13 protein-coding genes are annotated in these 15,546 nt (G+C 41.8%); all 13 read right to left on the minus strand.

Annotation, left to right across the window (positions count from 1 at the left end; all coding sequences use genetic code 11):
* Nucleotides 1-96 precede the first annotated feature (96 nt).
* The 13 genes from IMZ31_RS16075 to IMZ31_RS16135 all read right to left on the minus strand — a co-directional run bounded on the left by IMZ31_RS16075 (nt 97) and on the right by IMZ31_RS16135 (nt 15,522).
* Nucleotides 97-624 carry an acyltransferase gene (locus IMZ31_RS16075; RefSeq protein WP_207528283.1) on the minus strand — a complete coding sequence of 176 codons (528 nt, stop codon included), beginning with the start codon at nt 622-624 and terminating at the stop codon, nt 97-99.
* A 4-nt stretch (nt 625-628) separates the two neighbouring features.
* Nucleotides 629-1,270, minus strand: coding sequence for a pyrophosphatase PpaX (ppaX, locus tag IMZ31_RS16080; protein WP_036782868.1), 642 nt, complete (start codon nt 1,268-1,270; stop codon nt 629-631).
* The gene (locus IMZ31_RS16085) at nt 1,245-2,198 is read right to left on the minus strand and encodes a nucleoside recognition domain-containing protein (protein WP_207528284.1); all 954 of its coding nucleotides are present in this window, start codon (nt 2,196-2,198) and stop codon (nt 1,245-1,247) included. Before IMZ31_RS16085 ends, ppaX begins: the two co-directional genes overlap by 26 nt.
* Nucleotides 2,199-2,210: 12 nt before the next feature.
* Nucleotides 2,211-3,047, minus strand: coding sequence for a prolipoprotein diacylglyceryl transferase (lgt, locus tag IMZ31_RS16090; protein ID WP_207528285.1), 837 nt, complete (start codon nt 3,045-3,047; stop codon nt 2,211-2,213).
* On the minus strand, nt 3,034-3,996 hold the full coding sequence (hprK, locus tag IMZ31_RS16095; protein WP_207528286.1) for an HPr(Ser) kinase/phosphatase: 963 nt from the start codon (nt 3,994-3,996) through the stop codon (nt 3,034-3,036). The genes lgt and hprK overlap by 14 nt, the downstream gene beginning before the upstream one ends.
* 253 nt (nt 3,997-4,249) lie before the next feature.
* Nucleotides 4,250-4,600 (minus strand): phage holin family protein, encoded by a 351-nt coding sequence (locus tag IMZ31_RS16100; protein ID WP_036782880.1) that lies wholly within the window; start codon nt 4,598-4,600, stop codon nt 4,250-4,252.
* Between the two features lie 15 nt (nt 4,601-4,615).
* The gene (locus tag IMZ31_RS16105; protein ID WP_207528287.1) at nt 4,616-5,728 is read right to left on the minus strand and encodes a DUF4097 family beta strand repeat-containing protein; all 1,113 of its coding nucleotides are present in this window, start codon (nt 5,726-5,728) and stop codon (nt 4,616-4,618) included.
* Nucleotides 5,729-5,912: 184 nt separating this feature from the next.
* The gene (gene bshB2 / locus IMZ31_RS16110) at nt 5,913-6,575 is read right to left on the minus strand and encodes a bacillithiol biosynthesis deacetylase BshB2 (protein WP_207528288.1); all 663 of its coding nucleotides are present in this window, start codon (nt 6,573-6,575) and stop codon (nt 5,913-5,915) included.
* Between the two features lie 24 nt (nt 6,576-6,599).
* Nucleotides 6,600-6,947: a YojF family protein gene (locus tag IMZ31_RS16115; protein ID WP_036782888.1), complete on the minus strand. Its 348-nt coding sequence runs from the start codon at nt 6,945-6,947 to the stop codon at nt 6,600-6,602.
* A 121-nt stretch (nt 6,948-7,068) separates the two neighbouring features.
* Nucleotides 7,069-8,619, minus strand: a complete 1,551-nt coding sequence (locus IMZ31_RS16120; RefSeq protein WP_207528289.1) for a hypothetical protein — start codon at nt 8,617-8,619, stop codon at nt 7,069-7,071.
* Between the two features lie 168 nt (nt 8,620-8,787).
* Complete coding sequence (gene uvrA, locus IMZ31_RS16125) at nt 8,788-11,664, minus strand: excinuclease ABC subunit UvrA (protein ID WP_207528290.1); 2,877 nt, start codon at nt 11,662-11,664, stop codon at nt 8,788-8,790.
* A gap of 8 nt (nt 11,665-11,672) precedes the next feature.
* Nucleotides 11,673-13,652: an excinuclease ABC subunit UvrB gene (gene uvrB, locus IMZ31_RS16130; protein WP_207528291.1), complete on the minus strand. Its 1,980-nt coding sequence runs from the start codon at nt 13,650-13,652 to the stop codon at nt 11,673-11,675.
* 295 nt (nt 13,653-13,947) lie between these two features.
* Nucleotides 13,948-15,522, minus strand: coding sequence for a peptide chain release factor 3 (locus IMZ31_RS16135; RefSeq protein WP_207528292.1), 1,575 nt, complete (start codon nt 15,520-15,522; stop codon nt 13,948-13,950).
* Nucleotides 15,523-15,546 lie beyond the last annotated feature (24 nt).

Here is a 15,546-nt window from a genome sequence, read left to right on the forward strand (position 1 = left end):
GTACTATGCTGTATTACCATACTGAATGGTGTCTGACACCCGTTTGTACTTTACAGCGCGAAAGCGCACGTGCAAGTAAAAAGGACTAGTGGTGAGCTAGTCCTTTAAAAAAGCGTCTTCTGTCTGACGTCGAGACATTTCTTCCTGGTCATAGATGACGCGCATAGGATTGCCACCGACAAAGCAGCCCGGTGGAACGTCTTTATGTACGAGCGTTCCAGCTGAAACGATCGCGTCATCTCCAATCGTTATGCCTGGCAATATGGTTGAGTTTGCACCAATCATGACGTTACTGCCGATCTTAACATCACCTAAGCGGTACTCTTTAATCAAGTATTCATGCGCTAAAATGGTCGTGTTATAACCGATCACCGTGTTCCGTCCAACAGAGATTTTTTCCGGAAACATCACATCGAGCATCACCATAAGAGCAAAAGCCGCCTGATCACCGACATCCATACGAAGAAATGTACGATATAGCCAATTTTTCACCGGCAAAAATGGCGTGTAACGAGCCAGTTGAATGACGACAAAATTCTTGACGACCTTCCAAAAAGGAACTGTCTTATAGACGTGCCAGAGTGAATTGGCCTCTTTCACCCGGTGACGCTCAGTGTTTCTCATAGGATCACTCCATCACGATTTTTAAAATATCACTCATATGTTCAAGCATATAGTCTGGTTCTAAGTCATCCAATACTTTACGCCCTTTTACCGTCCAAGCTACACCTGCTGTTTTGGTACCGGCATTCTGTCCTGATTCAATATCATGTGTGTTATCCCCTACCATGATTGTCTCTTCTGGCTTCGCATCAAGTTCTTTCATTGCACGAACGACCGGTTCTGGGTGAGGTTTAGCATGGGTTACATCGTCTAAAGTTACAATCGTTTCAAATTTATCAGCAATATGGGTAAGTTCAATCCCCATGTCTACCGTTTGGCGCATCTTTGTTGTAACAATACCTAGCTTAAACCCTGCTTGCTTAAGTTTTTCTAACGTTTCAACAACACCATCGTAAGCTTCTACGAGACGGTCGTGGTTCTCATGATTATGGGTACGGTACGTGTTCATCATTTCTTCCACATCTGCATCTGGATTGATTTTACGTAAGCTTTCTTCAAGTGGAGGACCAATAAACTTCAGAACGTCCTCTCTGTTATATTTCCCCGGGGCATACGTTTCTGTCGTATGAAGAAACGATGCAATGATTAAGTCATTTGTATTAATTAATGTTCCATCTAAATCAAATAGAAGAGTGCGTATGGTCATATGTGGCTTCCTTTCCTTTTGATGTAGTTCGGTTCCAAACGAAACCGACAATAGCTGTTAGGACAATAGCTGTTACCAGACGAATCAATAACAGTGGCCAAACCGGAATTCCAAGCGGTATGAAAATCAATGTGTCCTCTACAACCGCGTGACAGGAGACAAGGAATATAAGCGACAAGTACATGTCCTTTTTCGACACCCCATCTTCTTTTACAGCTTGAATCATGAGACCAGCTCCATAAGCTAGCCCAATAACAAGTCCCGCCACAAGGGTCATGGATGCGTTGCGCTCTACTCCCAATACACGCGTGAAAGGGGCGAGCCATTTCGAGAAGAGGTTTAACCAATTCTTTTCCTTTAGCCACTGCATCGCAACCATCAGAGGGATTACAATAGCTGCAAGTTGTACAACACTCATTAAGGCTGTTTGAACACCAAGCAACGCAATTGCACCATAGCCTTCTGGATCAGGTTGCTGGGTAATGAGTCCATACTGGGCCAATTCAGAACCGCCCTGCCAGAAGACATTTATTAGTATGGCTGAAAGAAAGGCAAGTGATAAGCGAATTCCTGCAACAAACCACCATTTCACTCCCACTTTCGATGCCACTGTTGATTCAATCAGCAAGTTATGAGAGAACGACATCATAACGGCCATAATGAATACCTCTTTTACACTGAAATCAAATGAGACAATGGCACCAATCCCAGCATAGAGGTTTAAAAAGTTTCCTAAAACAAGCGGAATTGCCGCCTCACCTGGCAGTCCGATCCACTTCATGAGTGGTGTAATCCATTCCATAATCCACTTTAAGACAGGAGTAAACCGGAGAACAGTTACGAGTAACGTGATTGGAAATATGACTTTTCCAAGAGCCCACGTTACATTCAATCCTTGTCTCAACCCTCTTTGCAATATACCAGGCAAGGGATACCCTCCTTACTTGTTCAGTTTATTGCCTTCATAATCTCGATCTGCTTTATTTGTTTTGCGTCGGTACATAATGAGAGCCGATGCAATTAGAATTAGTACAATGGAGATTACTTGCGCTGTACGAAGCGAGCCAATGATATAAAGGCTATCTGTACGCATTTGTTCAATAAAGTAGCGTCCGAATGAATACCAAATGACATAACTTAAGAATACTTCACCGCGACGTGGATTGAATCTGCGCAACACCAATAAGAATACAAAGCCGAGTATGTTCCACACGGATTCATATAAAAAGGTAGGGTGATACACAACACCCTCAATACACATTTGACGGTTGATGAAATTTGGTAAGAATTGCATCACATTCTGATAGAACGACTCTGAAACAGGGCCACCATGAGCTTCCTGGTTCATAAAGTTCCCCCAGCGCCCAATGGCTTGACCTAAAATAATACTAGGTGCTGCAATATCAGCTAGCTGCCAAAATGGAAGTTTTCGAACGCGAGCGAATACAACGGCTGTTGCAACAGAACCGATTAATGCACCATGGATGGCAATACCGCCTTCCCAAATCGCAAATATATCGACTAAGGAACCATTCACATACCGTTCCCATTCAAAAATAACATAGTAGATACGAGCTGAAATAATAGCGATTGGAATCGCAAACACAACTAAATCAACAAACGTGTCTTTCTTAAAACCAAGCCGTTCTGACTCCCGCATAGCAAGCCATAGCCCTAGATAAGCGCCTGTGGCAATAATGACACCATACCAATAAATTGTGAAAGGCCCCAGGTCTAGAAAAACTCGACTTATAGGATCTGGACTACACGTCTGCACCTGGGAATCCTCCTTTCGGTGAACCAGCTTTATTCTCGTCAATCATACCGGTTAAACGGTGGGAGAATTCTTCAGCTGCATTTACACCCATGCGCTTCAAACGGAAATTCATCGCAGCTACTTCAATAATAACAGCAAGGTTTCGGCCTGGTCGCACAGGTACAGTCGCTTTAGGAATTTCAACATCCATAATCTTCATCGTTTCCTCTTCTAAACCGAGGCGATCGTATTGTTTGTTCTTTTCCCATAGCTCGAGGTTAATGCAATATGTAATTCGCTTAAAGCTGCGAACGGCCCCAGCTCCAAATAAAGTCATTACATTAATAATGCCTAAGCCTCTAATCTCTAATAGGTGTTCAATAAGAGAAGGTGAGTTTCCGATTAATGTATCATAGTCTTCCTGACGAATTTCTACACTATCATCAGCTACAAGACGGTGACCTCTCTTGACTAGTTCAAGAGCTGTTTCACTTTTACCAACACCGCTCTGTCCTGTTATTAAAACACCTACGCCATAAACGTCCACTAGAACGCCGTGTATAGCTGTAAAAGGTGCAAACTTCGTTTCTAAGAAGTTGGTTAACCGGCTAATAACACGAGTCGTCTTATGCGGAGATCGCATAATTGGCACACCCGCCGCAGATGCTGCCTCTATAAGTGCATCAGGTACTTCCATTCCACGTGTAATCACAATACCTGGTGTAATATCTGTACATAACTTAACAGCACGTTCCTTCTTATCTTCTTGATTGAGTTCGTTAAAGAACGACAACTCCGTTTTGCCTAGCAATTGCAAACGCTCAGACGGATAATATTTAAAATAGCCCGCCATTTCCATTCCAGGTCTAGAGATATCACTTGTTGAAATCTCACGGTGAACGCCATCCTCACCAGCGACAATTTCTAGATTAAATTGATCCAACAAATCCTGGGTTCGAACTTTCGACATATGTAATCCTCCCTGTAGGTTATCCTCAATAATCACTTCCCCTATTGTAGCATTTTTTACAAAACTCTGTGGAAACAAAACAACCCAAACAAAAAAACACACCCTACTTCATCGCTCTAAAGCACTACACCGTGCCAGACACCCTATATTTCGCTAAAGCACTAACGCGTGTCTGACACCCTTCACTCCACTAAAGTACTACATCGCACCAAAATATAATGCAATAAAAAAACTGATCCGCGTGGGATCAGTTTTATTTCTTAGCGTCTTTGAAGAGTTGGTTCAGGATTAGGTTTAAGATAGATAAGATAATGGCAGCAAGGATCGCCATGCCAAATCCTTCAATCTCAAAACTACTTCCAAGTAAGCCTTGCGTAATCATTAGCGTAATCGCGTTGATTACAAATAGGAATAATCCAAGTGATAAAACGGTAATCGGCAAGGTTAGGACAACTAAAATTGGACGTACAATAACGTTTAAAATTGAAAGAATGAAACTGGCTAAGATAGCCGTTCCAATCCCTGCTAAGTATATTGAATCAAATAATTGATCAACGGCAATAATAGCCACAGCATTTAGAATAATACTAAAAAGCCAATTCATGATCCTATCACTCCTTTATAAGCCTCCCCCTTCATCACCCTGTATCTTAACGGAACCAGTTTTCGTTTCCGCTTCAACATGCAAAATGTGATCCAGGTGAGGATTTGTTTCAAATTTCAACTCTTTTTTAAGCGTTTCTTTCTGCTCGGAGATCGTTTTAAAATCTGGCAAATGGCAGTGGAGGCTTCCAAGATTGGTGAACATCTTGCCATTTAACCGTACAGGTTTAGGTACGATAAGATCAACATTCCCGGTAGTGGTTTTAAAGAAACCGGTATGTCCACGATCCCCCTGCCACGTACACTTAATATTTCCGTTAATAACTTGCGCATCAACTTTGCCAAAGTCTCCCGCCAGTTTCACAGACCCATTCATCATCTCGGTTTCTAAATCATCGCACTTTACTTGCTCGGCAGTAATCGATCCATTTGAGGTGCTTAACTCCCACTCATGACCTTCCATCTTATGAAGGATAATGTCTCCGTTGGATGTTTTCACGTCTAAGTCATGAACAGGAAGCCCTTCTGCTTCTATTTTCCCATTAAAGACACGAAGCGAAACGTCTTCATACGCTTTCTCTGGCACCCAAAGCGTTACATCCGTCTTGACCTTTTTCGATTTCACTTCGAACCTAAGAACTTCGTCATCTACAGTAAAGTTCTTCATATCCATAAATCGCTCACGAGCTTCATCTTGATTATTAACTTGGTACACTTTAGCCTGACACTCCAGGCGCATATCTTGTTCCTTCCATGGCTTCACCATTACATTTCCATTCGCCACATCAATATATACGTTAGTAAACGTTACTCCCTGATGTTGAAAAATATGATGAACACTTTGATAAGAACCAAAGTTGAAATCTAAATCTACATTCTTTATTTTCTTAAAGGCTTCCCCTACTAAACTTTTGAAACGTTGCTTTGTTGAACCAGAGTTGTAGGACTTGTGATCTTGTCGCGCATCCCAATCCACTTTCTTAGAAAGGTCCGTTGACTTCCCTTCTTGCCCCTCAGCCTCTTTAACATCACTCGCGTACGCTAAAGCATCAAGTAACTCCTCTGCTTCCTCTGTTGAGATCTTTCCTTCTTGAAGCATTGTTAAAATTCTCTTTCGCTCTTCCTGCACGGTTCATCTCTCCTTTGTCTTCCTTATCTTTATACGCATCAAATGATCATTACGTTTCAACATCCATTCACTTATTCCTCTTTCTTGATTCTCTACATAATTCCCTCTATAAAACTATGGGTTTGTTAAAATCAAAACAAACAAAAAACCCCTTGCTTCTCATCAGAAAAACAAGGGGAATTCATTAAAACGTCCACTTATAAAATTCTTCGTACTTCAACAGCTTACGCCCTTCAGAATTAACTTCCTTCAGGTTTGGACTATCACGGAATTGCTTCATCATGCCTTCTGCCTGAGAGCGATGAGCTTCAATGGCTCTCATCTTACCTTCAAAGTAATCTTCAACATCCCGTACGATATCAGGTTCACCCAGCAACTCACGACGATTATGCGTAATGGCTTTCGCCCAAACTTCAGGGCGCTTAGACTCATCCATCATTTCAACAGCTTTAATCGCTGCTGCTCCCATTGCATCGTGATCAGGGTGAACAGCATGCCCAGGATAAAACGTAATAACAAGGCTTGGGTTGATTTCCTCAAGACGCTGTTTTATATCCTTTGCAACCTCAGTACGATCTTCAAACTCTAACGTTTTATCACGGTAACCGAGCATTTCCAAGTTGATATCTAACTCTTTACAAGCATCTTGTAATTCTTCTTTACGAATCTCAGGCAACGTTTCACGATTAGCGAAAAACGGACTTCCCATATTGCGACCCATTTCTCCTAATGTTCCACAGAAATAGGTTACAGGAATGTCTTTTTCCCTGAATTCAAGAATCGTACCTGAACACCCAAATGCTTCATCATCAGGGTGCGGTAAAATTATGGCGACATGTTGACCCATGTTACGTTCCCTCACTTTCATTTATTATTTAAACGGTGTCTCGCTAATTTCTAAAGCAACCATTAAACGGCCTTCATTATCGTGGCCAGCCATTAACAAACGACCTTGATCATCAAGCTCCCAGTCTGTTAAACCTTCTGCATAAATCCAACCAAGTTGCGTCTTTAATCCCACTCGATAGGATTCATGACCAATAATTTTTGCTTGCGTATATTTTACTTGGGCATTACGAATAAATGCTCCTACATTATATGCGTTAGAGTCAAAGTGGCGCGCATAAGCACCATTCGTGGTTTCTAAATGAATATATACATCTTTATGCGCTAAATCTTCAAGCGCTTTTTGGACGTGATCGATTTGGATCGTTTCCATACGACGGACCCCTCTCTAGAACTTATGTCTTTCTATACCATACCCAAAATACTGCACAATCGTCAAAGAATCTACATTTATGTAAAGAGAGAGAAAGGACTCTCTCTCCTAACGGCTTAGCTTATAACTCTGATTTTAAATCACGCAATAATTCAACTAAACCTCTAAGGCTCGATAATCCATCTGTACTCTCACAAGTTGATCCACTTCCAGTACTACCAGTTCCATTCCCATTAAACATAAAAGCTAAAATAGCAAGAATAAGATACAGATTATTATCATTATAGATACGAATGTTTGGATTACCGATGTTTTCAAGGGTTAGATCATCTTGGTTGTATTGGCGATTGCGTTGGTCTTGTTCTTGTTCTTGTTCTGTTTCTTGTTCCTGTTCTTGTTCTGTTTCTTGTTCTTGATCCTGATCTAAATCCTGATCATTGTCTAAATCTTGCTCTTGCTCCTGCTCCTGCTCCTGTTCATTTTCCTGATCATTATCCAGGTCTTGTTCCTGTTCTTGTTCCTGATCTTGTTCTTGTTCTGTTTCTTGCTCTTGATCTTGTTCCTGCTCTGTCTCTTGCTCTTGCTCCTGTTCGTTTTCCTGATCATTATCTAGGTCTTGTTCCTGATCTTGTTCTTGCTCTGTTTCTTGCTCTTGATCTTGTTCCTGCTCTGTCTCTTGCTCTTGCTCCTGTTCATTTTCCTGATCATTATCTAGGTCTTGTTCCTGATCTTGTTCTTGCTCTGTTTCTTGCTCTTGATCTTGTTCTGTCTCTTGTTCTTGATCCTGTTCGTTTTCTTGCTCTTGTTCGTTTTCTTGTTCGTTTTCTTGGTCCTGGTCTTGTTCATTTTCTTGCTCTTGTTCGTTTTCTTGATCCTGGTCTTGCTTGTTTTCCTGATCTTGTTCATTTTCTTGCTCTTGTTCGTTTTCTTGTTCGTTTTCTTGGTCCTGGTCTTGTTCATTTTCTTGCTCTTGTTCGTTTTCTTGATCATTTTCCTGGTCTTGCTTGTTTTCCTGATCTTGTTCGTTTTCTTGCTCTTGTTCGTTTTCTTGATCCTGGTCTTGTTTGTTTTCCTGATCCTGTTCATTTTCTTGCTCTTGTTCGTTTTCTTGTTCGTTTTCTTGATCCTGGTCTTGTTTGTTCTCCTGATCCTGTTCATTTTCTTGCTCTTGTTCGTTTTCTTGTTCGTTTTCTTGATCCTGGTCTTGTTTGTTTTCCTGATCCTGTTCGTTTTCTTGCTCTTGTTCGTTTTCTTGATCTTGGTCTTGTTTGTTTTCCTGATCCTGTTCGTTTTCTTGCTCTTGCTCCTGATCTTGCTCTTGCTCCTGCTCTTGTTCGTTTTCTTGATCATTTTCCTGGTCTTGTTTGTTTTCCTGATCCTGTTCGTTTTCTTGCTCTTGCTCCTGATCTTGCTCTTGCTCCTGCTCTTGTTCGTTTTCTTGATCATTTTCCTGGTCTTGCTTGTTTTCCTGATCTTGTTCGTTTTCCTGCTCTTGCTCCTGCTCTTGCTCTTGCTCCTGATCTTGCTCCTGATCTTGCTCTTGTTCCTGATCTTGTTCCATTTCATTATCTAATTCATTTTCTTGTTCCTGATGTTGTTTTTGCATTTGTTTCTTTAGCTTTTCAATTTCAGCTTCTAACTCAACTATTCGACAATCTTTATCAAAAGACATCAAGGTTCACTCCCTTTGTTTTTATATATTACTGTATGGAGTGAACCTAAAAGTGTAAGGGTACATGCATCAAGTCATCAGTCTATTTTTTCCATTTATAAGAAAGTTGGTTTAAACATCTATAAAAAAAGAGGCAAAACCATGATTATGGCTCTGCCTCTCTCCCCGTTATGATTTTGAAACTTTCTCGCGTTTCTGTATCTTCTCTTCCATGCGCTTACGATCTCTTTCTAATATAGGCCCTAAATAATGGCCTGTATAAGATTGGGTTTGTTCTGCAACTTCTTCGGGAGTACCAGTCGCAATAATCTGACCTCCATTAGCTCCGCCCTCAGGACCTAGATCGAGTAAATAGTCAGCTGCTTTAATCACATCTAAATTATGCTCAATAATTAAAACGGTGTCACCGTTATCAACAAGACGCTGAAGAACCATTAGTAACCTTGAAATATCATCTACGTGCAATCCTGTTGTTGGTTCATCGAGGATGTATAATGAACGTCCTGTCGAACGGCGATGGAGCTCACTTGCTAGTTTCACACGTTGAGCTTCACCACCAGAAAGAGTTGTGGCCGGTTGACCGAGTTTAATATACCCAAGCCCTACATCGAAAATAGTAGACAGCTTACGTTTTATTTTAGGAATCGCTTCGAAGAAATCATATGCTTCCTCAATCGTCATGGCAAGAACATCTGCAATACTCTTACCCTTATATTTTACTTCAAGCGTTTCTCGATTATATCGCTTTCCGTCACAAACTTCACACGGTACATAGACATCCGGCAAGAAGTGCATTTCAATTTTAATGATCCCGTCGCCTCGGCAAGCTTCGCAACGTCCGCCTTTAACGTTAAAGCTGAAACGACCTTTTTTGTACCCTCGTATCTTCGCTTCATTTGTCTGCGCGAACACATCGCGAATGTCGTCAAAAACTCCTGTATACGTAGCAGGGTTAGAACGTGGTGTTCTTCCAATTGGTGATTGGTCAATGTCAATTACTTTATCTAAATGATCAATACCTTTCACTTCTTTATGCTTACCAGGCTTCACCTTACTCTTATGAAGTCGCTGTGCCAAGCTTTTGTGTAGAATCTCGTTCACAAGTGTACTTTTACCAGACCCTGATACACCAGTTACTGCCGTTAGAATACCTAATGGCAACTTGGCATTTACTTTCTTCAAGTTGTTCTCTTCGGCCCCAAGGACTTCTACATAACGCCCATCAGGCTTACGACGCTCTTGAGGAAGTGGAATAAACTTCTCACCTGATAGATATTGTCCGGTTAAAGAGCCTTTGTCTTCCATCACTTCTTGAGGCGTACCACTTGAGACAATTTGTCCCCCGTGTGCTCCTGCTCCAGGGCCAATATCAATAAGGTAATCAGCAGCGAGCATCGTATCTTCATCATGTTCAACTACGATCAGTGTGTTGTCTAAATCCCTCATATTCTGAAGAGTAGAAATAAGACGATCATTATCACGTTGGTGAAGACCGATAGAAGGCTCATCAAGAACATACAATACGCCCGTTAATGCTGCACCAATCTGGGTAGCTAAACGAATACGCTGAGCCTCACCGCCTGATAGTGTACCGCCAGAACGAGAAAGCGTTAAATAGTCCAATCCGACATTAATAAGGAAGTTTAACCGATCACAAATTTCCTTTAAAATCATTCTGGCAATCGTTTCTTCTTTCTCCGATAGCTCTACATTATCAAAGAAATGATACGCATCATGCACAGAAAGGTCTGTGACTTCTCCAATATGGTTGCCGTTAACAAGAACGGCTAACGGTTTCTCATCTAAACGGTACCCTTTACATTTAGGACACTTCTTTTGGGCCATATATTTTTCCATTTGCTCGCGGATGTAGTCAGAAGTTGTTTCACGATACCTTCTCTCTACGTTTGATACGACGCCTTCGAAATAGATATGGTTTTCTCTAACCTTTCCAAAATCATTCTCGTAACGGAAGTAAATCTTTTCATCATCACTTCCATAAAGTATGCGATCCATCTGATACTTCGGAATATCTTTCACCGGAATATCCATGTCAATCCCGTAGTGATCACAGACACTTTTTAAAAGGTGTGGATAATACTGCGAACTATTCGGCTCCCATGGTGCAATGGCATGTTGGTTTAACGTTAAACTCCAATCCGGAATCACTAGTTCTAAGTCAACCTCTAACTGTGTGCCAAGGCCGTCACAGCGTGTACAAGCTCCATATGGACTATTAAAGGAGAACATACGAGGCTCAAGTTCCCCAATAGAGAACCCACATATCGGACACGCATGATGCTCACTGAATTGAAGCTCTTCATCATTCACAACGTCAACGATAAGGTGTCCTTCACCTAAACGAAGCGCTGTTTCTACAGAATCAGACAGACGTCCGGAAACGCCGTCTTTAATTGCAATACGATCAATGACTACTTCAATAGAGTGTTTTTTATTCTTCTCAAGAGAGATGTCTTCTGTTACTTCACGCATTTCTCCGTCAACGCGTATGCGTACGTACCCTTCTTTTTTTAAGTTTTCAAGGACTTTTACGTGCTGACCTTTCCGCCCTGAAACCACCGGAGCAAGTATTTGCATTTTTGTACGCTCAGGATATTCAAGGAGCTGGTCGACCATTTGTTGAACGGTTTGAGAAGTAATTTCAATTCCATGGTTTGGACAAGTTGGGTGCCCCACACGTGCGTACAGTAGGCGCAGATAATCATAAATCTCTGTTACCGTTCCTACAGTAGACCGAGGGTTTTTACTCGTCGTCTTCTGGTCGATGGATATAGCCGGGGATAGACCCTCAATAGAGTCTACATCCGGTTTATCCATTTGACCTAAGAATTGACGTGCGTAGGCTGAGAGAGATTCAACGTAACGACGTTGCCCTTCCGCATAAACCGTATCAAAGGCAAGCGAAGACTTTCCTGAACCCGAAAGCCCCGTTAGCACGACTAATTTATTCTTCGGTATATCAATATCGACGTTTTTTAAATTATGGGCACGAGCCCCTCTAACACTTATCGATTTCTGGCTCATGTGTTGGATCATCCTTCCGCTTTAAGTTCCAAGAGAAGATCTCGTAATTCAGCAGCTCGTTCGAAGTTCAAGTCTCTTGCTGCCTGCTTCATCTCTTTCTCCATATTTTCGATCATCTTGTCTTTTTCCTTCTTGCTCATTTTTGAAACATTTGGACGGTCGTCTGTCTCTTGTGTTTCTTCTGATTCTGTTGTAGCCCTAATCACATCGCGAATTTCCTTCTTGATTGTTGTTGGTGTAATGCCGTGCTCTTCGTTATAGGCCATCTGTTTCTCTCGGCGACGATTCGTTTCTTCAATCGCAATATTCATAGAATCAGTCATCTTATCTGCATACATAATAACCTGTCCGTTTTCATTACGAGCCGCGCGTCCGATCGTCTGAATGAGAGAACGCTGAGAGCGAAGGAATCCTTCTTTATCCGCATCTAAAATCGTAACAAGGGAGACTTCTGGAAGATCAAGACCCTCACGAAGAAGGTTAATCCCTACAAGAACGTCGTATTTTCCTTTTCGAAGGTCGCGAATAATTTCAATTCGTTCTAATGTCTTAATCTCAGAATGCAGGTAAGCAACTTTAATGCCGATTTCTTTTAAGTAGTCGGTAAGATCTTCTGACATTTTCTTCGTTAAGGTTGTGACAAGAACACGTTCGTTGCGTTCTTTCCTCATATTGATTTCACCAATTAAATCATCAATTTGACCCTGAATTGGACGAACTTCAATTTTCGGATCCAATAAGCCTGTCGGACGAATAATTTGCTCAACCATTTCTGGTGAGTGTTCTTGTTCATACGGACCAGGAGTTGCCGATACATAGACAATTTGATTTAATTTCTTCTCAAATTCCTCAAAACGAAGTGGGCGGTTATCTAAAGCTGAAGGCAGGCGGAAGCCATGATCAACCAGGACCTGTTTACGCGCCTGGTCTCCGTTGTACATGCCTCGAATTTGCGGTATGGATACGTGTGACTCGTCGGCAATAATAAGAAAATCGTCAGGAAAATAGTCGATTAATGTATAAGGTGTTGCTCCTTTATCTCGAAGCGTTAAGTGTCTTGAGTAGTTTTCAATGCCTGAACAGAAGCCCATTTCTTTCATCATTTCTAAATCGTAGTTTGTACGCTGTTCTAAGCGCTGAGCTTCTAGCAATTTATTTTGATCTTTTAATTCTTTTAGGCGTTCTTGTAGTTCACGTTCTATGTTTTTAATCGCTACTTTCATTTTCTCTTCGCGGGTTACGAAGTGGGATGCTGGGAAAATAGCAACATGTTCACGGTCCCCTATAATTTCACCCGTCAATGCATCGACTTCACGGATTCGATCAATTTCATCACCGAAAAACTCGACCCGTATACAATGCTCTTCTCTAGAAGCTGGAATGATTTCAACTGAATCACCCCGAACACGGAACGTACCACGCTGAAAGTCAATATCATTACGCGCATATTGGATATCGACAAGATCACGTAGCAACTCATCACGATCTTTCTCCATGCCTGAACGAATAGAGAGCACCAGGTTACGATATTCTTCAGGTGAACCTAAACCATATATACAAGATACACTGGCAACAATTAAAACATCACGGCGTTCAAATAAAGCAGATGTCGCAGAGTGGCGCAACTTATCGATCTCATCATTGATATTAGCGTCCTTCTCAATAAACGTATCTGTAGAAGGAACATAAGCTTCCGGCTGATAGTAATCGTAATAACTAACGAAATATTCAACCGCGTTATTAGGGAAAAATTCCTTAAATTCACTATATAACTGACCGGCTAGTGTCTTGTTATGAGCAATAACAAGCGTTGGCTTGTTAATCTCTTTCACTACGTTCGACATTGTAAATGTTTTACCTGTCCCTGTGGCTCCAAGTAAGGTTTGATGCACCTTCCCCTCGTCTATACCTTGCTTAATCTTTTCAATCGCTGCAGGTTGATCCCCCTGCGGTTCGTATTGGGATACCAATTCAAATTTGTTCTCCAAGATGCAACCTCCATTCATCCATTCACTCTTATAACCGTAGTTTACCACAATCTCTCATCATTCTAACATACATGCGAACAAACATTCGACCGCTATGCTCAACTACTCGCTTTAGGCGGATAGAGCAGTAAACCGTGCCAGACACCCGTTACCACTCTAAAGGACTAACGCGTGCCTGACACTCTTCAGCGCTTTAAAGTGTAACCAGGTGTCAGACACCCTTTCTCTCTCTAAAGTCATGAAGGTTTTTTATGTATAAGAAAAAGCTGGTGGGGGCCACCAGCTTTTGTTTCTATTATTGGCTATATTGGTTGACTTCAAACAAGTCGATGAGGTCAATGTCTGGATTTTTGTCTTGGAACCAGCGTAAGGAGAAGTCGTTCTTAAAGAGAGCAAGGTAGTTCTCTTCACGGTCTTTCACTAGAAGACTTCGGTCATCGAATTTGGAACGATCGACTTGTTCTGATTTTAACCAGCGAGGAATTCGCTCCCCGATATCTTCAAATCGAACGCCTACGTTGTATTCATTCTTCATACGGTACTCAAACACTTCATACTGAAGTTGTCCGACTGCCCCGATAATATATTCGTCACTGCGAAGACTGCGGAACAATTGAATGGCCCCTTCTTGCACGAGTTGTTCAAGTCCTTTCTTAAACTGCTTCGATTTCATAACGTTCTCCACAACAACCTTCTTAAATACTTCAGGCGGGAACTGCGGCAGCTCTTCAAAGTGGAATGTCTCTTTCCCTTCGACAAGCGTATCGCCAATACGGTATACGTTCGGATCATAAATTCCGATAATATCACCCGCATAGGCTTCTTGGATCGTCTCCCTTGAGGAAGCAACGAATTGCTGGGTCTGTGCTAATTTAATAGACTTTCCTGTCCGATCTAACGTAACGTTCATACCTCGTTCGAATTTCCCTGAGCAAACACGCACAAACGCTACACGGTCACGGTGCGCTGGGTTCATGTTCGCCTGAATCTTAAAGATAAAGCCTGAGAACTCTTCCTTATCAGGTGAAATCATATCCCCAGAAGCCTTACGCGGAGCAGGCTGTGGAGCCATAGAAATGAATTCCTCAAAGAATGTGCGAACGCCGAACGGGGCAAGGGCACTACCGAAGAATACAGGCGTTTGTTCTCCCTGTTGAACCGCGTCCATAGAAAACTCAACACCAGCTCCATCAAGCAGCTCAAGCTCTTCGAACGCACTTGCAAACGTCTCATCTTCAGCTAGTTCAGGATGATCGTTAATTTCATCATACGGAATAGACGTTTCGGTCTCATTTCCTGTAAATTGAACGAATTGTTCATTTTGACGATCCAGGATTCCTTTAAAACGCTTGCCCATCCCAACAGGCCAGTTCATGGCATATGTTTCAATGCCAAGCTCTCCTTCAATTTCATCTAATAGATCAAATGGATCTCGGCCTTCACGATCTAGTTTATTAATGAACGTAAAGATCGGAATACCACGCATCTTACAAACTTTAAATAGCTTAAGTGTTTGCGCTTCAATCCCTTTTGTTCCATCTATAATCATGACTACGCTATCAACAGCTGTCAGCGTACGGTACGTATCTTCACTAAAGTCTTCGTGCCCTGGTGTATCCAAAATATTAACCTGGTAGTCTTTATAAGGGAAATTCATAACAGAAGACGTGACAGAAATTCCACGTTGCTTCTCAATATCCATCCAGTCAGAAGTCGCAAACTTCCCGGACTTTTTCCCTTTAACGGTACCGGACTCACGAATTAAGTTACCGAATAATAGAAATTTCTCTGTTAACGTTGTTTTACCAGCATCCGGGTGCGAAATAATCGCAAACGTCCGGCGTTTTTTCATTTCGTTTTGTACACTCATTGTTCATTCTCCCATCACATGATG

The sequence above is a fragment of the Pontibacillus sp. ALD_SL1 genome (assembly GCF_017355605.1).

Coding starts and splice junctions, on each gene's coding strand:
- IMZ31_RS16075 (WP_207528283.1), bottom strand. CDS start 624: ATGAGAAACACTGAGCGTCACCGGGTGAAAGAGGCCAATTCACTCTGG.
- ppaX (WP_036782868.1), bottom strand. CDS start 1,270: ATGACCATACGCACTCTTCTATTTGATTTAGATGGAACATTAATTAAT.
- hprK (WP_207528286.1), bottom strand. CDS start 3,996: ATGTCGAAAGTTCGAACCCAGGATTTGTTGGATCAATTTAATCTAGAA.
- IMZ31_RS16100 (WP_036782880.1), bottom strand. CDS start 4,600: ATGAATTGGCTTTTTAGTATTATTCTAAATGCTGTGGCTATTATTGCC.
- bshB2 (WP_207528288.1), bottom strand. CDS start 6,575: ATGGGTCAACATGTCGCCATAATTTTACCGCACCCTGATGATGAAGCA.
- IMZ31_RS16115 (WP_036782888.1), bottom strand. CDS start 6,947: ATGGAAACGATCCAAATCGATCACGTCCAAAAAGCGCTTGAAGATTTA.
- IMZ31_RS16120 (WP_207528289.1), bottom strand. CDS start 8,619: ATGTCTTTTGATAAAGATTGTCGAATAGTTGAGTTAGAAGCTGAAATT.
- uvrA (WP_207528290.1), bottom strand. CDS start 11,664: ATGAGCCAGAAATCGATAAGTGTTAGAGGGGCTCGTGCCCATAATTTA.
- IMZ31_RS16135 (WP_207528292.1), bottom strand. CDS start 15,522: ATGAGTGTACAAAACGAAATGAAAAAACGCCGGACGTTTGCGATTATT.